Annotated in this window: 20 protein-coding genes; 9 read left to right on the top strand and 11 right to left on the bottom strand. The window is 62.6% G+C overall.

Annotated features, from left to right (window positions below; translation table 11 throughout):
* Positions 1-2 precede the first annotated feature (2 nt).
* Positions 3-842, top strand: coding sequence for a carboxylating nicotinate-nucleotide diphosphorylase (gene nadC / locus OU694_RS02130; RefSeq protein ID WP_308909361.1), 840 nt, complete (start codon positions 3-5; stop codon positions 840-842).
* A 3-nt stretch (positions 843-845) separates the two neighbouring features.
* Here nadC and OU694_RS02125 read toward each other — a convergent pair whose 3' ends face one another.
* The 3 genes from OU694_RS02125 to rpmF form a co-directional block, all read right to left on the bottom strand.
* Entirely contained in the window at positions 846-1361 is a 516-nt protein-coding gene (locus tag OU694_RS02125; protein WP_308909360.1) for a DinB family protein, read from the bottom strand.
* Entirely contained in the window at positions 1358-2140 is a 783-nt protein-coding gene (locus tag OU694_RS02120; RefSeq protein WP_308909359.1) for a M48 family metallopeptidase, read from the bottom strand. Before OU694_RS02120 ends, OU694_RS02125 begins: the two co-directional genes overlap by 4 nt.
* A gap of 101 nt (positions 2141-2241) precedes the next feature.
* On the bottom strand, positions 2242-2427 hold the full coding sequence (gene rpmF / locus OU694_RS02115) for a 50S ribosomal protein L32 (protein WP_289505282.1): 186 nt from the start codon (positions 2425-2427) through the stop codon (positions 2242-2244).
* A gap of 299 nt (positions 2428-2726) precedes the next feature.
* Here rpmF and OU694_RS02110 point away from each other — a divergent pair, with 299 nt between their 5' ends.
* The 8 genes from OU694_RS02110 (at position 2727) to OU694_RS02075 (ending at position 9308) form a co-directional block, all read left to right on the top strand.
* Complete coding sequence (locus tag OU694_RS02110; protein ID WP_308909358.1) at positions 2727-3665, top strand: 2-hydroxyacid dehydrogenase; 939 nt, start codon at positions 2727-2729, stop codon at positions 3663-3665.
* Between the two features lie 38 nt (positions 3666-3703).
* A complete protein-coding gene (locus OU694_RS02105; protein WP_308909357.1) occupies positions 3704-4474 on the top strand; it encodes an SDR family oxidoreductase in 771 nt (256 codons plus the stop codon).
* A gap of 1 nt (position 4475) precedes the next feature.
* Complete coding sequence (folB, locus tag OU694_RS02100; RefSeq protein ID WP_308909356.1) at positions 4476-4910, top strand: dihydroneopterin aldolase; 435 nt, start codon at positions 4476-4478, stop codon at positions 4908-4910.
* 383 nt (positions 4911-5293) lie between these two features.
* Positions 5294-7150, top strand: coding sequence for an excinuclease ABC subunit UvrC (gene uvrC, locus OU694_RS02095; protein WP_373460177.1), 1857 nt, complete (start codon positions 5294-5296; stop codon positions 7148-7150).
* Between the two features lie 84 nt (positions 7151-7234).
* Positions 7235-7789 (top strand): CDP-diacylglycerol--glycerol-3-phosphate 3-phosphatidyltransferase, encoded by a 555-nt coding sequence (pgsA, locus tag OU694_RS02090; protein WP_373460237.1) that lies wholly within the window; start codon positions 7235-7237, stop codon positions 7787-7789.
* 4 nt (positions 7790-7793) lie between these two features.
* Positions 7794-8045, top strand: coding sequence for a molybdopterin converting factor subunit 1 (gene moaD, locus OU694_RS02085; RefSeq protein WP_308909353.1), 252 nt, complete (start codon positions 7794-7796; stop codon positions 8043-8045).
* A 4-nt stretch (positions 8046-8049) separates the two neighbouring features.
* Positions 8050-8529, top strand: coding sequence for a molybdenum cofactor biosynthesis protein MoaE (locus OU694_RS02080; RefSeq protein ID WP_308909352.1), 480 nt, complete (start codon positions 8050-8052; stop codon positions 8527-8529).
* 89 nt (positions 8530-8618) lie between these two features.
* Positions 8619-9308, top strand: coding sequence for an SIMPL domain-containing protein (locus OU694_RS02075; RefSeq protein ID WP_308909351.1), 690 nt, complete (start codon positions 8619-8621; stop codon positions 9306-9308).
* Between the two features lie 101 nt (positions 9309-9409).
* On the opposite strand, the gene ftsZ is transcribed toward OU694_RS02075, so the two are convergent.
* The 8 genes from ftsZ to murD form a co-directional block, all read right to left on the bottom strand.
* Positions 9410-11041 (bottom strand): cell division protein FtsZ, encoded by a 1632-nt coding sequence (ftsZ, locus tag OU694_RS02070; protein ID WP_308909350.1) that lies wholly within the window; start codon positions 11039-11041, stop codon positions 9410-9412.
* Between the two features lie 133 nt (positions 11042-11174).
* Positions 11175-12431, bottom strand: coding sequence for a cell division protein FtsA (gene ftsA, locus OU694_RS02065; protein WP_308909349.1), 1257 nt, complete (start codon positions 12429-12431; stop codon positions 11175-11177).
* A complete protein-coding gene (locus OU694_RS02060; RefSeq protein ID WP_308909348.1) occupies positions 12428-13204 on the bottom strand; it encodes a cell division protein FtsQ/DivIB in 777 nt (258 codons plus the stop codon). Before OU694_RS02060 ends, ftsA begins: the two co-directional genes overlap by 4 nt.
* Complete coding sequence (gene murB, locus OU694_RS02055; protein WP_373460235.1) at positions 13201-14136, bottom strand: UDP-N-acetylmuramate dehydrogenase; 936 nt, start codon at positions 14134-14136, stop codon at positions 13201-13203. Before murB ends, OU694_RS02060 begins: the two co-directional genes overlap by 4 nt.
* Positions 14136-15551, bottom strand: a complete 1416-nt coding sequence (gene murC, locus OU694_RS02050) for a UDP-N-acetylmuramate--L-alanine ligase (RefSeq protein WP_308909346.1) — start codon at positions 15549-15551, stop codon at positions 14136-14138. The genes murB and murC overlap by 1 nt, the downstream gene beginning before the upstream one ends.
* On the bottom strand, positions 15548-16660 hold the full coding sequence (gene murG / locus OU694_RS02045; protein ID WP_308909345.1) for an undecaprenyldiphospho-muramoylpentapeptide beta-N-acetylglucosaminyltransferase: 1113 nt from the start codon (positions 16658-16660) through the stop codon (positions 15548-15550). The genes murC and murG overlap by 4 nt, the downstream gene beginning before the upstream one ends.
* Positions 16657-17808: a putative lipid II flippase FtsW gene (gene ftsW, locus OU694_RS02040; RefSeq protein WP_308909344.1), complete on the bottom strand. Its 1152-nt coding sequence runs from the start codon at positions 17806-17808 to the stop codon at positions 16657-16659. The genes murG and ftsW overlap by 4 nt, the downstream gene beginning before the upstream one ends.
* Positions 17805-19166: a UDP-N-acetylmuramoyl-L-alanine--D-glutamate ligase gene (gene murD, locus OU694_RS02035; RefSeq protein ID WP_308909343.1), complete on the bottom strand. Its 1362-nt coding sequence runs from the start codon at positions 19164-19166 to the stop codon at positions 17805-17807. The genes ftsW and murD overlap by 4 nt, the downstream gene beginning before the upstream one ends.

Below are 19166 nucleotides of genomic sequence, written 5' to 3'. Positions count from 1 at the left end.
ATATGTCCGCCTTTCCGCTGACGCAGGCCGAGATTGACGCCTTCATCGACGCCGCCTTCGCCGAGGATATCGCCACGGGCGACGTAACGGCTGAAGCCACGATCCCGGCTGACGCCATGCTGACCGCCACCATGAATGCGCGGGAAGACATGGTGATCGCCGGCCTGCCGCTTGTGGCCCCCATCGTCCACCGGCTGGACCCTGAAGCGAAACTCGATTTTCTGGTGAAGGACGGCGACAAGGTGCCGGCAGGCACTGCGCTCGTCCGCATCTCGGGCAAGGCCCGCGCGCTCCTGTCGGCCGAGCGCACCGCGCTCAATATCCTGCAGCACCTATCGGGCATCGCCACGCTGACGCGCACCTATGTAGACAGGATCGAGGGCACGAAGGCGCGGCTTCTGGACACCCGCAAGACCATTCCGGGCCTCAGGAAGCTTGCCAAATATGCCACGCTGATGGGCGGCGGGGTCAACCACCGCATGGGGCTTTTCGATGCTGTCCTCATCAAGGATAATCACATCGCGGTTGCCGGCAGCGTGACCAAAGCCGTGGAAGGCGCCAAGGCGCACGGGCAGGCGAAAATTCAGGTGGAGTGCGATACGCTGGATCAGGCCGAGGAAGCCATCGCGGCAGGTGCCACCAGCCTCCTTCTGGATAACATGACGCCAGACACACTCCGCAAGGCCGTGGCCCTCAATGCGGGCCGTGTGCCGCTCGAGGCATCTGGCGGCGTGAACCTCACCACCATCCGCGCGATTGCCGAAACCGGCGTCGATTTCATCTCAGTCGGGCGGCTGACCCAATCAGCCCCAGCCGTCGATATCGGATTAGATTGGGGCTAGGCCCTATTCCACCATCGCCATCAGCATCAGGTCGGTGTCGTCCGGCTTGGCGCCCGCTGCCGTCAGCATGGCATGCACCTGCCCCCGGTGATGGGTGGCATGGTTGAACATATGGGCGACAAGAAGCGCGCGGGGCTTGGTGATATTGGCCTTCAGAAGGCCCGAATACCATTCAAGGTCGCCTTTCAGCCAGTCGTCGCCGAGCGTGGCGGCCCAGTCTTTCGCCACTTCGTCCATAACGGCGCGCTTTTCCTTATAGGCTTCCCAATCAGGATGAGCAGCAGCAGAGCCCGCGATGCCGGGCGCAGCGGGCGGCTCCACCGCGCCAAAGCGGCTGAGCCATATCTGGTCTGCCCAGAGGATATGGCTAAGCGTTGCCGCGATCGAGCCGAAGAAGGCACCGCGGTCGGCCTTGCGCGCTTCATCCGTCAGCCCGTCGGCGGCTTTCACGAGCGATCCGTTCTGCCAGGCATTATAGGCCGCCATCTGGCGGGCGTAGGCAGCGGTGATCAGGCTCACGATTTTTTCGCCCGCTGATATTCAGCCAGATAGTCGCCCATCTTGGCCGACAGGCGGTCGATACGCTGCTGGTCAGTCGGGTGGGTCGAAAGCCACTGGGGCTGGCCGCCCGAACCTTCCTTCATTTTCTGCATCTTCTGCCACAGCGTCACCGCCGCGCGGGGGTCGTAGCCCGCACGGGCCATATAGCGGGTGCCGATATCGTCGGCTTCAAGCTCCATCGCACGGCTGTGGGGCAGCGCCACAAAGCCTTGCGCCGCCACACCTGCAAGCGTCGCCGCCAGTTGCGCGGTCTCACCGCTTTTGGTGTAGGCGCCAACCGCCATGCCTAGGCCGGCGATCGCCATATTCTGGGCCTGGGCGCGCGACAGGCTTTCCGCCCCGTGACGCAGCACCGCGTGGCTGATCTCGTGACCGAGCACGGCGGCAAGCTGGTCGTCGCTTTCCATCATGTCGAGCATCTTCTTGTAAACTGCGATCTTGCCGCCCGGCAGCGCCCAGGCGTTCAGCACGTCTTCATCGATCACCACAAATTCCCACGGCATGTCGGGCCGATCCGACATCGCCGCGATCCGCTTGCCGATCCGCGCCACGCGCTCGGCGGGTTTGCCCTTCACGAGCTTCACCGACTGCTTCACTTCCTTCATGGCCTCAAGGCCGAGGGCGGCATCCTGGCTTGCGGGGATCATCAGGAACTGGTCCCGCCCGGTGATCGTGTTTGTCTCCGTGCAGGCGATGGTGAGGAGTGCGGCTATGGGTGCTATGAAACGGAAGCGCATGGGGGTTCCTCCCGGCTTGGATGTTGCGGGGTCGATTAAACACAAAAAACCCGGCAGGAAAAAGACCTGCCGGGTTTTTTTGAGCCGAAGCCGGGCTGGACTTAGTAGTCGCCCTTGGGCTCCAGAATCTGCTTGCCACGATACATACCGCTTTTCAGATCGATATGGTGACGCAGCTTGTACTCGCCGGTGTGCGAGTCTTCTTGCACGTTGATCGCCTTCAGGGCGTCGTGCGAACGGCGCATGCCACGGCGGGACGGCGTCGTTTTTCTCTTAGGTACAGCCATTTCTTCTACCTTTTCCGCTCAGAGGGCATCGCCTCGGGGCGTCCCTTGATGGTTTCGCGGCCCACGCTATCCGTGCACCACTCGATTCGAGGCGCGCACCATAAGAGGAGAGCACCCAAATTGCAAGGGAAAGACTCGCCCGTGGCAAACGCCCGCCGGCAAGGCAATCCATCCGGGGCGCTGGATACCGTCTTTGCGGGCTGGTTTCAAGCCCAATTTCACCGTTTTCCCGGGGAGAAAAGGACTTTCATCCCTTGGCCGCCGCATGGCACACTGCCCTCGTCTGAACGGGAGGCAAGATGACACGGATTCTCTTCTATCTGGATGGCTATCCCCACGATGCCTGGCGCCATGCCGTGCAGGCGGCGATACCGGGCGTCGACTTTCGCGGCAACCCCGACTGGGGCAGCCCCGAGGACGGCCCCGCCTATGCCTTTGTCTGGGAGCCCGAACCCGGCCTTCTGGCGCGCTATCCCAATATAAAGGCCATCTTTTCGCTGGGCGCGGGGATCGACCATCTGATGCGCGACCCCGACCTGCCCCGCAATGTGCCGATCATCCGCATGGGGGACGACGCTCTTCATGAAGGCATGAGCGAATATATGACCATGGCGACCCTGATGTTCCACCGGCAACTGCCGCAGCTCATCATGGCGCAGCGCCACGGCAAATGGGCCCGTGTATTCGCCCCTGCGGCTTCGCACGTTCGTGTCGGCATCATGGGGTACGGCACGCTCGGCCATGTGGTGGCTGACACACTTTCCACTTTCGGTTACCAGATCAGCGGCTGGACGCGCCGGGAACGCGCGCCGGAGCCCGGTCGCACGCTCTATCACGGCGACGAGGGCCTCCGCCCCTTCCTGCGCGCCACCGATATCCTTCTGTGCCTCCTGCCCGAGACGCCCGAAACGAAGGGGCTTCTGGAAGCCGAAACACTGGCCGAACTTCCGAAAGGGGCAGCTATCGTGAACGGCGGACGCGGCGGCCTTATCGTGATTGAAGACCTGATCGCCGCGCTCGACAGCGGCCATCTGGCGGGCGCCATGCTTGATGTTTTCCCGGTTGAACCCTTGCCGGTGGATCATCCGGTGTGGGAGCACGAGAAGATCATCGTCACGCCCCATGTGGCGGCAATCACACGGCCCCATACCGCGGCCGAATATGTGGCCCGCAATATCGCCCGGATCGAACGCGGCGAGCGACCGGAAAACCTTCTGGACCTTGACACCGGCTACTGAAGCCTTACCTCAGCGAGACCAAGGCAGGGAGCCGGACGATGACGACAGTGATGGGAAAAGGGGCCGCCCTTGTAACGGGCGCGAGCCAGCGCATCGGCCGCGCCGTCGCGCTTGATCTCGCCTCCCACGGTCATGCCGTTGCCCTGCACTGCCGCGAATCAGGGCTTGCCGGCGCTGAGGAAACCGCTGCCCTCATCCGCGAAAAAGGTGGTATTGCCGCCATCGTGCAGGGTGACCTTGCCGATGCTGCAGCGGTATCAAGACTGATACCCGACGCAGCGACAGCCCTTGCCCGCCCCATCGATATCCTCATCAACAATGCGTCGCTTTTTGAACCCGATGACATCGGCACGCTGACGACCGAAAGCTGGCAGGCGCATCTTTCGGTCAACACGCTCGCACCGCTGCTGCTGACGCAGGCCCTTGCCGCTGCGTTACCATCCGGTATGAAGGGCAATGTGATCAACCTGATCGACCAGCGCGTCTGGCGGCTCAATCCCACCTTCATGTCCTACACAGCTTCAAAGGCCGCGCTCTGGACGCTGACGCAGACGACAGCACAAGCGCTTGCCCCGCACATTCGCGTGAATGCGATCGGCCCCGGCCCGGTACTGCCAAGCATCCATCAGACAAGGGAAACCTTCGACCACGAGGCCGCAAAAGTACCCCTCGGCCATGGCCCCACGCTTGATGAAATCTGTGCGAGCGTGCGGTTTCTGCTTGAGACTCCGTCCATGACGGGGCAAATGTTGGCGCTCGACGGGGGCCAGCATCTGGCATGGCAGACCCCTGACATTGTGGAGAGCTGACATGGCCGACGAGGCAATGCCCAAATCGAACCCGCTTGCGAACGTGCTGCGCCTGCCCTACGCCGACGCCACCCGCGGCGTGCGCCATGTCTTTGTCCGCGATTATGAGACCTCGGCTGAAATCGGCGTCTGGGCCCACGAGAAAGGTGCGCGCCAGCGCATCCGCCTCAATGTCGATCTTTCGGTGAAGGAAACGCTGGAACATCACGAAGACCAGCTCGCCAACGTCGTTTGCTACAACGAGATCGTGAAGGGCATCCAGACCATTCTGGAAGCCGGTCACATCAACCTCGTGGAGACCCTTGCCGAACGAATCGCCGACCTCTGCCTCGTCGACCCGAGGGTGATCGGCGCGCGCGTGAAGGTGGAAAAGCTCGAAGCGGTTGAAGGCGCCCTCAGCGTCGGCGTCGAGATCGAACGCCACCGTCCAAGCTGACATCAATACTTAACAGTTCGGTAATATTTCGGCTTTTCAACGCTTTGAGCGGATTCCGGGTGCCCAAGTTGTGCACACCGAATCGCGCGCTGCCACAGCCCATATGGTCAGGCAAGATGCCATTTTTATTTTAATATGGCGCGGGGCGAAATAGGACCTTGACCCAATGATTTCAAATACTTAACTACAATGCACAAAAAATGGGCAATCCGCTCTCACCCCAGTATTACAGCGGCGTTGCGGCGACAGAACCAAAGTTGCCCACATGGTTATCCACAGGATTCGTGGAAATCTTTTTGGACGAATCAAAGTCGGTTCCGCAGCATTGATTCCCGGCGCGCCAGACGCCAGTATTGCCACCGCACTTCCTGTCTGGTCTGGATATGACACCTGTGATCGAAAACGACGGCGTTGCCACCATCAAGCGTCACCTGAAGACAGCCCCGACCCAGCCGGGGGTCTATCGCATGTTCGATGCGAATGGCGATGTTCTGTATGTCGGCAAGGCGAAAAACATCAAGGCACGGGTAACAAGCTACACCCGGTTCGACCAGCTGATCATCCGCATCCAGCGCATGGTATCCGCCACGCGGTCGATGGTGTTTGTCACCACCCGCACGGAGGCTGAGGCACTGCTCCTTGAAGCCTCGCTCATCAAACGCTACCGCCCGCCCTATAATGTTCTTCTGAAGGATGACAAATCCTTCCCCTATATTCTGCTGCGCGAGGATCACGCCTGGCCGCAGATTTCGAAACACCGGGGCGCCCGGCGCAACAAGGGCCGCTATTATGGACCCTTCGCCAGCGCCTCTGCCGTGAACGAGACACTCAATACCCTGCAGAAGGTGTTCCAGTTGCGCTCCTGCAGCGACAGCATGCTCGAAGGCCGCAGCCGGGCTTGCCTGCTCCATCAGATCAAACGCTGCTCCGCGCCGTGCGTGAACAAGGTCAGCGCCAGCGAATATGCCGATATGGTGGAGGAAACCCGCGCCTTTCTTGAGGGTCGCACCAGCCATATCCAGAAACGCTTTGCCGAAGCCATGCAGGAAGCAAGCGATGCGCTCGATTTCGAGCGCGCTGCCGTGTTCCGGGATCGCCTCCGTGCCCTCACCCAGATCCAGAGCCATCAGAGCATGGTCAATGCCATGGTGGACGAGGCCGATGTGATTGCGGCAGCCGAAAAGGGCGGCCAGATCGGTATCCAGATGTTCTTCTACCGGAACGGCCAGAACTGGGGCCACCGCGCCTATTTCCCGCGCCACGATAAAACAGAAGGCATCGGCGAGGTGCTTGAAGCCTTCATCGGGCAATTCTATGCCGACAAGCCGGTGCCAAGGCAGGTGCTCGTCTCCCACGACATGCCTGAAATGGCGCTTCTGACCGACGCGCTGTCGACCCACGCCGGGCGGCGGGTGGAAATCGCCATCCCGAAGCGCGGGCGCAAGGCCGACGTGATGAAGGAAGCCATCCGCAACGCCAACGAAGCGCTCGACCGGCGGCTCGCTGAAAGCGCCAGCCAGACTCGGCTTCTGGAAGGCGTTGCCGAGCTTTTCGACCTCGACGCCCCGCCGGAGCGGATCGAGGTTTACGACAATAGCCACAACCAGGGCACCAATGCCGTGGGCGGCATGGTCGTCGCCGGGCCCGAAGGCTTCATGAAAAACCAATACCGGAAGTTCAACATCAAGTCCGAAGACCTCACCCCTGGTGACGACTTCGGCATGATGCGCGAGGTGATGACCCGCCGCTTTGCCCGGCTCCTGAAGGAAGACGAGAACCGCGAGCGCGGCCACTGGCCCGATCTCGTACTGATCGACGGCGGCAAGGGTCAGCTTTCTTCCGTTGCTGAAACGCTGGAGGAACTGGGCGTGAGCGACGTAGCGCTTGTCGCCATCTCCAAGGGACCGGACAGGAACGCCGGACGCGAGCAGTTCCATATGCCGGGGCGCGATACCTTCACCCTGCCCCTCAATGATCCGGTTCTTTATTACCTGCAGCGCCTGCGCGATGAGGCGCACCGCTTCGCCATCGGCAGCCACCGGGCGCGCCGCGCGGGCGATATCGTCAAGTCACCGCTTGATGGCGTGCCGGGCATCGGGCCGAAGCGCAAGAAGGCGCTGATGCACCATTTCGGCTCTGCCAAGGCCGTGGCAGGCGCCGACGTGCGCGACCTGATGAGCGTCGACGGCATCTCCGCCGCCATGGCGCAGGCAATCTACGATCATTTTCACGATCGATAACCTTTTGTTGCATCTGTTGACGCACGCGGCGGAACGAGTAAGGTAGCAGCCAGTTTGGCCCTCGATTCCGAAAGCCGCACCTTCATGTGGACCCTGCCCAACCTGTTGACCATGTCGCGGATCATCGTGATCCCGATCCTGATCGCCAGCTTCTTCATGGAAGATGAGCGGCTGGGCAGTCATATTGCGTTTGTTTCCTTCACGCTTGCCGGCATCACCGACTTTTTCGACGGCTATCTGGCCCGCGCCACCGGCAGCGTGTCGAAAATTGGCCAGTTTCTGGATCCCATCGCCGACAAGCTGATGGTGGGCGCCATCCTCCTGATGGTGGTGGCGGCCGACTGGGTATCGGGCGTCCATGTGATTGCTGCCGTAATCATCATGTGCCGCGAGCTTTTGGTCTCGGGCCTGCGCGAGTTTCTGGCCGGGCTGCATGTCAGCGTCCCCGTCACCCGGCTCGCAAAATGGAAAACCACCGTTCAGATGGTGGCGCTTGGTGCGCTTTGCTGGACGAAAGGCGCCGCCGCGCTCGGCCTGCCCGCGCAGGAGCTCGGCCTTGTCGGCCTCTGGATCGCGGCGATCCTCACGCTTTACACCGGCTACGACTATCTGCGGACCGGCCTCCGCCACATGGTGTGATGTCATGCTGATCCTCTATTTCGCTTCCCTGCGGGAACGGGTCGGCTATGGCGAGGAAACGCTTGATGTGCCGACCGATATCGTCACCATCGCGGATCTTGCCCGCTGGCTTTCCACCCGCAGCGAGGGCCACAGCGAGGCGCTTGCCAACACCGCCGCCATCCGTGTCGCCCGCGATCAGGTGCATGTGGATTTCGACGCCCCGGTTGAGGGTGCCCGTGAGATTGCCTTCTTCCCGCCGGTGACGGGGGGCTGAGCCCATGGCCGCCACCCCAAGCGTCAGCGTTCAGGCGGAAGCCTTCGATACCGGTGCCGAAGTCGCCGCCCTCGCCGCTGGCCGCACCGACATCGGCGCTGTTGTCAGCTTCACAGGCCTCGTGCGCGACCTGACCGGCGACCTTGAAGCCATGACGCTTGAACATTATCCGGGCATGACGGAGCGCGAGCTGACCGCCATTGCTGAGGATGCCTGCAAGCGCTGGCCGCTCGACGGCGTGCGGGTGATCCACCGCCATGGCCGCCTCACGCCGGGTGATCCCATCGTGCTCGTTGTCACCGCGTCGGCCCACCGCCGTGCAGCGTTCGAGGCCGCCGATTTCCTGATGGATTATCTGAAAACCCGCGCCCCCTTCTGGAAGAAGGAAAGCCACCGAAACACGGCCGGTGGATGGGTCGAAGCGAAGGCAGAGGACGACACCGACGCCGCCCGCTGGGAAAAGGGCAAAAAAGTGCAGAAATAGGTGGCCGCTGCCACATTTGTGTCCCATTTTGGCACACATCTTGAGTGCGCAAACCGCCATAGCCAAGAGCGGTGCCAAGGTAGCAGGACATGATATCGAACAAGAGTAACACCAGTGTCGGCATGGTCACCGCCAGCCGAATTTCCCTTTCCGGGTGGCTTGTCGCCACCAGCCAGCATGAAAAACCGGAAGACCGTTTTGTCACCGTTCAGGGCCTCGCCGAACGCGAGGTGATGGCCGATAGCGCCCTCTGGACCCTGCGCTTGCAGGCACACGGCGAGAAGGAAATCGATGCGCTCGCCGCCCTCTCGCGTCAGAGCCGCGCGGTTGACAGTTTCCTCATCAGCCATGGCCTTCGCCCGCGCGACTGGACGTCCGGGCCACCAAACCTGACCCGCAAGGAAGGTTCGCCTGTCCGCGCCGCCTGCACCATCCGCATCGAAACCGGGGCTGTATGGTCAGTCGCATCGGCCTATCAGGATATCGCCAGGCTGAAGGCGAACGGCGTGACCCTTGTAACCCGCCCAGCACCTGCATTCGAAGTTTCCGACATCAGCAGCCTCGCCCCCGAACTTTTATGGGAAGCCTCGGCCAGAGCGCGCGAAAGCGCCGAACGCTATGCCGCCGAAGCATTCACCCGCCTTATCGGACTGAAGCGCGCCCATCAGGGCAATATCGAGATTATCTCTGGTGATGCCCGCGGCGGCAGCGTCGAGACCAGCCAGATCATCAAGAAAATGAGGGTGGTTTCCACCCTCGAATTTCGTTTGGCAGCCTGAGGTAAAAGAAAAAGGCCGGACGGCAGGTCCGGCCTTCAAGGCAGGCAATGTCATTGAACCGGACGCAGTGGCAGCCGCGTCCGGTCTTCTTTTCTGGTTATTCAGTTCTGCTGGCGGCGCAGGAAGCTCGGGATTTCAAGCTGTTCGCTTGAAGGTGCCGGGCGGTCCTCCGCGCTTACCCCGCCAAGGCTGGTGCGGCGGCGGGCTTCGTCGTTCGAAGGCTCGACAACAGGGGTCGGTGCGCCAGCTTCTTCATTGCTACGGAACCCCGAGGTCATCAGCTGAAAGAGGCTGCGGCGCGGCGCTGCCGCCGGGGCTGCACCGCCGGGCTGGATCGGCTCGGCCTCGCGGCGCGGCGCTTCGGTCGTGCCCCTTGTGTAAGCTTCTTCCTGCACGACATCGGCCGCGCGGTAAGCGGTCTGGCGCGCCTTCGGCATCATCGGCGCCTCGGCTACAAAGCCTTCATCTTCCTTCGCGGCAAGTGCGCGGGCTTCGATATCGTCGGTATCGTCCTCGGCGAATTCTTCTTCCGAAGTTTCTTCCCCGGCATGGTTTTCAGCGAACTCGGAGGTGCCCATGCTGCCACCGACAATCAGGCTTTCCTCAAGAACGGCTTCGGCGAACTCGTCGCTTTTCTCATCCGCCACCGGTTCTTCAACCGCCACTTCTTCCTGGACTGCCGGCGCTTCTTCCTTCACCGGCTCAACAACCGGCGTGGCGACGCGGGCGGCGATAGTGGCGCGGCTCGGCACCGGCAGGTCGATGGCGCCACCTTCGATACCGGTCGCAACGACCGATACGCGGATGCGGCCATCAAGTTCGGGGTTGAAGGCCGAACCGAAGACGATCAGCGCATCCGGGTCCACCTGCTCGCGCACCATGTTCACAGCAGCATCGACCTCGTAAAGGGTCATGTCCATGCCGCCGGTGACGTTGATGATCACGCCCTTGGCACCCTTGAGGCTGGCATCTTCAAGGAGCGGATTGGCAATGGCGGCTTCAGCAGCAGCCATTGCGCGCTCTTCGCCGTCGGCTTCGCCCGTGCCCATCATGGCCTTGCCCATTTCGGACATGACGGTGCGAACGTCTGCGAAGTCGAGGTTGATAAGGCCCGGCATGACCATGAGGTCAGTGATACCGCGTACACCCGAGTGCAGCACTTCGTCCGCCATATTGAAGGCATCAGCAAAGGTGGTGCGTTCGTTCGCCACCCGGAACAGATTCTGGTTCGGGATGATGATCAGCGTATCCACATGGCTCGACAGCGCGGCGATGCCGGCGTCGGCAATCTTCATGCGGCGGCCGCCTTCAAAATGGAAGGGACGGGTCACCACACCCACGGTCAGGATGCCACGCTCACGTGCGCGGCGGGCGATTACAGGTGCCGCCCCGGTACCGGTGCCACCGCCCATGCCAGCGGTGATGAAGGCCATGTGGCAGCCATCAAGGATACGGTCGATTGCCTCGATCGACTCCTCGGCCGCGCTTTCACCCACCTTCGGCTGGGCGCCTGCGCCCAGGCCTTGCGTTATCTGCGCACCCAGCTGGACGCGGTTGTCGGCAAGGCTCGAAGCCAGTGCCTGCGCATCCGTATTCGCCACCACAAAATCCACACCCTGAAGCTGCGCGGCGATCATATTGTTCACCGCATTACAGCCCGCGCCGCCGACCCCGATGACCAGGATGCGCGGTGTCAGTTCAGTCAGTTCCATGTTTTCAAACTCGATCGACATTGCCCATGTTCCTCCGTTTCATTCCTTGTAGCCCGACCGCCGATTCGGCGCCAGTCCCCTTCCGCATTTTTGTCCCGTTTTCCCTGCTTTTTTCGTACTTTTTTCTTGTTCTGGCCGGGGCAGATTCCCCCGATCAGAAATTCTCTCTGATCCAGTATACAAGTTTGGCGATCGTGCCCTTCGGCTTGGTGCCCGCCGTGCGCCAGTTTTTGCTCTTTTGCCGGCCATGCCGCTGCATGCGCGCGGTGTGGATCAGCATGCCCACAGCCGTCGCAAAGGACGGCGATTGCGCCGCCGCCGGCAACCCGCCCACGAGGGTCGGCCGCCCGATCCGCACCTGCCGGCCCAGCACAGCCGCCGCCAGTTCACGCACCCCTTCGGTTTGCGCCACACCGCCCGACAGCACCACGCGCCGACCGCTGACGCCACCGAAGCCGGATGCATCGAGCCGGTCACCGACCGTCGCAAAAAGGGTTTCAAGCTCGCGCTGGACGACGTGATTGAGCGCCGAACGCGGCATGCGTGCGAAGCTCGTCTCGCGGTCGGTCTCGCCCACCTGCGGCACCTCGATCTCCACTTTGTTGTCCATCTGGTCTGGCAGCGCCGAGCCGTTGAAGGTTTTCAGCCGCTCGGCATGCTCGAACGGGGTCAGAAGCGCGCGGGCAACTTCTTCCGTCACATGCGAGCCGCCGATGGGCACCACTTCGCTGTGGACAAGCGCACCTTGCGCAAAAACGCTGATGCCCGCCGTGCCGCCGCCGATGTCGATGCTGGCCGCGCCCATCTTGGCTTCGTCTTCCACAAGCGTGGCCAGCCCCGCCGCGTAAGGGGCGAGCACGACGTCCGCCACATTCAGGTGGGCGCGACGCACGCAGGCCTCAAGGTTCCTGAGCGGGCCGTCGTCACAGGTGACGATATGGAGCGCCACACCCAGCTTCTTGCCATACATGCCAACCGGCGGATGGGGCGAATAATTGCCATCCAGCGAATAAGCCGCCGGCACTGCATGCAGGATCGAGGCATCGCCCGGATCGAAATCCGACCGCGCCTTGTTCACCACCTGAATGACATCGGCCTCGGCGACTGCATGGCCGCCGATTTCGATTTCGGCTTCGATCACCGCACTGCGCGGATCACCGCCCGAGAAGGAGAGAACCACATCGGCGATGGTCGCGCCCGCCATGCGTTCGGCCTGATCGACGCTGGCGCGGATTGCCTTTTCGGTTTCCGCCATGTCGATCACCGCCCCCGCCGATACGCCGTGGCAGGCGCGGTTGCCCACGCCCTTCACGGTGATCTGGCCCGACGGGCCGATTTCGGCGATCAGGCAGGCAACCTTGGCGGAACCCACATCAAGCGCGGCAATCAGGCCTTCGTTCCGGGCGCTCATGTCGCGCTCTCCCGGCCATCCATCTGGGCCTTGCCTGCGGGCGACACGCGCAGGACCATGCGATCATGCAGGCGCATGTCGATCACATCAATTTCGCGGGCCAGAAGCTGATCCTGCTTTTCAAGCGTGCGGAAATCGGCCCAGGCCATGCGGGCGCTGTAGGTCCCCATGTCTTCAGGCAGCTTCAGGCGGATACCGTTGGTGAACACCAGATCCCAACGCCGCCCGCCGATGCGCACGGCGGATTTGATCCTGCCCTTGAATTCGGGGGCGTCATCAAGGAGCGTCACAAGGCTCGGCAGGTCGCGAGTGGCACCGGCCCCGACGATCAGCGGCAGATCGGTGAATTCGGCAAGCCCACGGCTCGTGATGATGATCCCTTCGGCATCGATCAGATGCACCTTGCCGTCCGCTTGCCACAGGGCAAACGGCTGACGCTCGGAAACCTTCACAACCAGCGAGCCCGGGAATACGCGACTGACAACGGCCGTTTTCACCCACGGCAGCGTCTCCAGCCGTTCCTTCATGGCGATCAGATCAATCGCGAGGATCGGCATGCCGGTATCCACATCAAGGGCGGCGAGCACATCGCCCTGACGAGTGCGCATGGCGCCTTCGACCGAAATGTCGTTCAGCACGAAGCCGGCGTCACGGCTGCGGTCCACGAACCAGCCGCTTTGCCAGCCCTGCATGCCGCCATAGGCAAGGGCTGCGAGCACGAGCCCGAAGAAGACACCATTCACCACGCGGCGGGGGCGGATCATCGCGGTCATGCCGTGCCCCCCCCGGCTGCGCGCCCGATGCGCCTGATTTCCCATTCAAGCTCGATGCCCGAGGCTTCCTTGACGCGGGCGCGGACGGTTTCACCCACGGCCTCGATTTCGGCAGCGGTTGCCTTGCCCTTGTTGATCAGGAAATTGCAATGCTTGTCGGAAACCATCGCGTCGCCGATGGCGAAGCCCCGGCAGCCTGCGGCATCGATCAGTTCCCACGCACGCTTGCCGCCTTCGGGGTTCTTGAAGGTGGAGCCGCCGGTACGGGTGCCGATCGGCTGGCTGTCGGCGCGGGCATTGGTGATTTCATCCATCCGCGCGGCGATGGCTGCCTTGTCGTCGGTGGTACCCTTGAAGGTTGCATCGATGAAGATAAGGTCATCTGCGACGTCAGCATGGCGGTAGCTGTAGCCCATGTCAGCCAGATCCAGCTCATGCACATGGCCAAGGCGGTCAACGGCGCGGGCATGCAGCAGTACATCCTTGACCTCGCGGCCATAGGCGCCTGCATTCATGCGGACCGCCCCGCCGATGGTGCCGGGCACGCCAACGAGGAACTCGAGCCCTGCGAGGCCCGCTTCCTGCGCCTTGCGGGCCACATGCACATCCATGGCGCCGGCGCCCGCCTTGACGATATCGCCGCGTGTCTCGATACCGGCAAAACCCCGACCGAGCCGGATCACCACACCTTCCACACCGCCATCGCGAACGAGAAGGTTGGAGCCCACCCCGATCACGGTGACAGGCACACCCGTGGGCAGCGCGCGCAGGAAAGCAATCAGGTCGTCAGCATCGGCGGGTTCGAACAAAAGGTCCGCAGTGCCGCCGGTGCGAAACCAGCTGAGGCGCGACAAAGGCGCATCCTCGACGAGCCGGCCCCGGATATGGGGCAGCTTGCCTAGGAATTCCGCCTTGTGCGCCAGTATCACCATCAGCGCACCTCGATCGCCGCTTGCAGCCGCGGCGGCAGGCGGTTCGCCCACGCGCTGATCGACCCCGCCCCGAGGCAGACCACCACGTCGCCCTCGTCCACATAGCGCGCCACGACGGCGGCCAGATCGTCCTCGCCGTCCACCCGGTCCACCTGCCGGTGACCGTGAGAGATGAGCCCTTCGGCGAGCGCGTCGCGGTCAATCCCTTCAATCGGCGCTTCGCCGGCTTCATAGACCGGGGTGACGATCACCGTGTCGGCATCGTTGAAACAGGTGCAGAAATCCTCGAACAGAGATTTGAGGCGCGTGTAGCGGTGCGGCTGCACCACGGCGACGACCTTGCTATCGAAGCTTTCGCGGGCGGCTTTCAGCACGGCGGCGATTTCCACCGGATGATGACCGTAATCGTCAATCACCGTCACGCCCTTGGCGTCACCCACCTTGGTGAAGCGGCGCTTCACGCCCGAGAAATTCTCGAACGCCTTGCGAAGCTTGTCGTGCGGGATACCCATCTGCAGGCCGGCCGCAATCGCCGCCGTCGCATTCTGCACATTGTGGCGACCCGGCATCGGCAGGGTGATCCCTTCGATCACGGTATCGTCCGCCCCGCCCCGGCCATGAATGACGACATCGAAGGTGCTGATGCCCCTCGACGACTGCAGGTTCATGGCCTGCACTTCGGCCTGCGGCGAGAAACCATAAGTGACGATCTTGCGGTCGAGCACTTCGGGGATAAGACCCTGAACGCCCGGGTGATCAACACACAAGATCGCCGCGCCATAGAAGGGTACACGTTCGATAAACTGGATGAAGGCCGCCCGCATCTTCTCGACGTCGCCGTAGAAATCGAGATGTTCGGGGTCCATGTTCGTCACGATGGCGATGGTGGCGGGCAGCTTGACGAAGGTACCATCGCTTTCGTCCGCTTCCACAACCATCCAGTCACCCTCGCCGAGGCGGGTGTTCGTGCCATAGCTGTTGATGATGCCGCCGTTGATCACGGTCGGATCGATGCCGGCGCTTTCAAGCAGCGTTGCCACCATCGAGGTTGTCGTTGTTTTGCCGTGGGTCCCGGCAACCGACACACACCATTTGAGGCGCATCAGTTCGGCCAGCATTTCAGCGCGGCGGACCACGGGGATGCCAAGGCGGCGGGCTTCAACGACTTCGGGGTTCGTGCCTTTCACCGCGGAGGAGATCACCACCACCCGGGTGCCCGTCACATTCTCGGCCGTATGGCCGATCTTGACGTCTATCCCGAGCTTGCGCAGGCGCTCCACATTGGCGCTGTCCGAAAGGTCCGATCCCTGCACCCGGTGGCCGAGGTTATGCATGAGCTCGGCAATCCCTGACATGCCGATGCCGCCAATACCGACAAAATGTACTGCGCCGATATCGAAGGGGATGCCTTTCATGCGGACTGCTCCTGACGGGGTGAGAGTTGGGCCAGCACAAGATCGGCGAGCGCCTTGCCGGCGTCGCCTTGTGCAGCGGATTTCATGGATGCCGCCATGGCGGAAAGCCGGGCGGGTTCCTTCAAAAGGTCGCGCACCATAGCGACGAGATGGTCCGGCGTGAAGTCCTTTTCCGCAACTGCGAACGCGCCGCCTGCGGCCACCAGCGGGGCAGCGTTGGCACGCTGGTGATCGTCCGCTGCAATCGCCAGCGGCACAAGGATCGCAGGGCGCCCGACGGCCGTCAGTTCCGCAAGCGTGGACGCCCCCGCCCGCGAGATCACCAGATGCGTGGCTGCAAGGATTTCGGGCACATTTTCAAAGTAGGCTTCAACCGTCGCCGCGATGCCCGCCGCTGCATAAACGGCGGTGACCAGAAGGCCATCGGCGGGCCGGGCCTGATGCTGCACCCGAAGGCGGGACCGGGTGGCGTCATCAAGCTTGGCAAGGGCACTCGGAACAGTCTTCGACAGGATATGCGCGCCCTGGCTGCCACCAAGGATGAATAGCCGGATCGGGCCACCGTCTGCAGGTGCCTCATAGGCAGCTTTCGCAGCCTCGCGCACGGCAGGGCGGACCGGGTTGCCGGTGACGGACGTTCTGGCGCCCGCCGGCACACGTTCGGTCGCGGCTGTGGTCAGTGCCACCATTGCCGCGCCTTTGGCGGTCCAACGGTTCACGCGGCCAAGCACAGCATTCTGTTCATGCAGGATATAGGGCAGGCCAAGGCTTTTCGCGGCCATCACGGCCGGCATCGAAGGATATCCGCCGAAGCCGACAATCACATCGGGCCGCACGGCACGGAAATGGCGCCGCACGGCGAAGAAGCTGCCAACAAGGCTGATGCCCGCCTTCAGCTTGCCGACGATACCGCCCTGCATATGGCTGGTTGCTTGCAGCACGAAACGGTCGATCCCCGCCATGATCGTCTTGAAGGCGTCGCCGCGTGCATCGGTGACGAGCGAAACGCGATGCCCGCGCGCAGTCAGCTCGGCGGCCAGCGCTTCGGCCGGCACCATGTGCCCGCCGGTGCCACCAGCGGCCAGGAGGATATGGCGAGACGCGCTCATTCGGCCGCCTTCCAGCCGATGGGATCAAGCCCCGGCCGGATGAAGCGGTTGCGTTTGGTGAGTGCGAGGATCATACCGACCCCGATGGCAAGCGCCAACATCGAGGAACCACCGTAGGAGATGAAGGGCAGCGTCATGCCCTTCGACGGCAGGATCACAAGATTCACCCCCACATTAATCAGCGTCTGCAAGCCGAACTGCATGATGAGCCCGGCGGCAGCCAGCATGCGGAAGGGGTCCTCTTCATCAAGCAGATGGGCGAGACCACGCACAACAATCCCGGCGAACAGCAAGAGAAGAAGGATGCAGGCGATGGCACCAAATTCCTCGCCGACGACCGCGAAGATATAGTCGGTGTGGGCGTCCGGCAGGTGCAGTTTCACAACGCCTTCGCCAGGCCCCCTGCCCAGAAGCCCTCCCGACTGGAAGGCTTCAAGCGCCTTGTCTGCCTGATAGGTGTCGCCGCTTTCCGGGTTGATGAAGCGGTCGATCCGGCTGGCCACGTGCGGCAGCAAGGCATAGGCAAGGCCGACACCGAAGAGGCCCGAAACGCCAGCCAGCGCCACCCACATGATCGGCAGGCCGGCAATTGCCATTTGCGAAATCCAGACTGCGCTGATCAGCACCGTCTGGCCGAAGTCCGGCTGCAGCACCAGAAGTCCGGCGACGAGGCCGTAAAGAACGGTTGCGATGCGTTTTGACGGGATATCCTCGCCGCCGAACTGGCTGGAAAGGATCCAGGCCGTCGTCACCACGAAGAAGGGTTTCAGAAACTCACTCGGCTGCAGGGTGAAGCTGCCGATCTGCAGCCAACGCGTCGCACCCTTGATCTCGGGCCCGATCAGGAGCGTGGCGACCATCAACAGCAGCATCACGGGCATACCAAGCACGCAAACCCGCCGCACAAGCGAGGTGGACATCATCGACACACCGAAAACGGTGACAAGCGCTAAGCCGAGGAACATGGTCTGGCGCTTCACGAAATGCAGGGCATCAAGGCCCAGCCGTTCAGCCACCGCCGGCGAGGCCGTCAGCGTGAGCCAGAGACCGGTCATGACGAGCACGACAACAAGACCGAGCATCCAGCGGTCCACCGTCCACCACCAGCGCGACATCACACTATTGTCGTTGCGCGAAAAGGCGATCATGCGGCGGCTCCCTGCATGGATTTCACAAGGGTGCGGAACACATCACCCCGATGCTCGAAACTGGTGAACTGGTCGAAAGAGGCACAGGCCGGCGACAGCAGCACAACGTCACCCGACGCGGCCTTCGATGCCGCATGGGCGATGGCACGGTCGAGCGTGCCATCCTTGTGGATCTCAGCGACCTTGCCTTCCAGAAGGCGCGCGAACAGGTCTGCTGCGTCACCAATCAGATAGGCCGCCCGCACATGGGCAAGGCCAGCTTCAAGCCCGGCGAGGCTATGTTCCTTCGCCTGCCCGCCAGCAATCCAGTGGATGCGCGGGAAAGCATCCAGCGCGCGGGCGGCGGCGTCCACATTCGTCGCCTTGCTGTCATTCACAAAGGCCACTCCACCGATCACGGCGACCTGTTCCTGCCGGTGGGCAAGACCGGGGAAGGATTTGAGCGCCACCCAGATGGCCGCGCGGTCGAAACCGAGGATTCGGGCAGCCGCATAGGTCGCAGCAGCATTCTGCCAGTTGTGCGAACCGCGAAGGCGTGGCAGATCGCCCAACGAGCCGACCGCAGCCGGTACGCCTTTCATGGCATCGATCAGCTGGCCATCTTCCACATAAACACCGCGGTCAAGCGGCTTCATGACCGACACCTGCACAGCACGGTTACCAAGCTCGGCAGCGATGCGCGCGGACGGGACATCGTCAACACCGACAACCGCACGGCCATCCGGGCCTTGCAGCATGAACAGTCGCTTCTTGGCGGCCACATAGCCTTCCATCCCGCCGTGGCGGTCCAGATGGTCGGGTGTGATGTTCAACAGGATCGCCACATCTGCTGCAAAGTTTTGGGCAAGATCAAGCTGGTAGCTTGATGCCTCGACAACATAGACGCCGCCGTCGCCGAGCGGCTTCAGCGCCATCAAGGCTGTGCCGATATTGCCTCCCATGGCTGCGGGTGCCCCGCAGGCGGCAGCCACATGGGTCATCAGCGCCGTCGTCGTCGATTTGCCATTGGTGCCGGTGATCGCCACCAGCTTGTGGGTCACGAGCGTAGGGCGGGCCGCTTCGAAAAGATCAAAGTCCGCAACGATCGGCACACCGGCCGCCCTCGCCTTTTCCACCACCCAATGGGGTTTCGGGTGCGTCAGCGGTACGCCGGGGGCAAGGACAAGGGCATCGATACCGTCCCACGCTGCGGATTGCAAATCCGTGTACTCGGGCAGCGTTCTCGCGCGCTCAGCATTGTCGTCGCAGGCAAGCACAGTGGCGCCCGCTGCTTTCAACGCCTCAATCGCGGCAAGGCCGGTGCGCGCAAGCCCGAAGACAGCAATCCTTTTTCCCTGATATCCCGCAGGAACGATCAT

The organism is Pseudokordiimonas caeni, from assembly GCF_026719705.1.
Lineage (GTDB): Bacteria > Pseudomonadota > Alphaproteobacteria > Sphingomonadales > Kordiimonadaceae > Gimibacter > Gimibacter caeni.
Note: the sequence above shows the minus strand (reverse complement) of the source record. Positions and strands in the feature narration are given on the sequence as shown.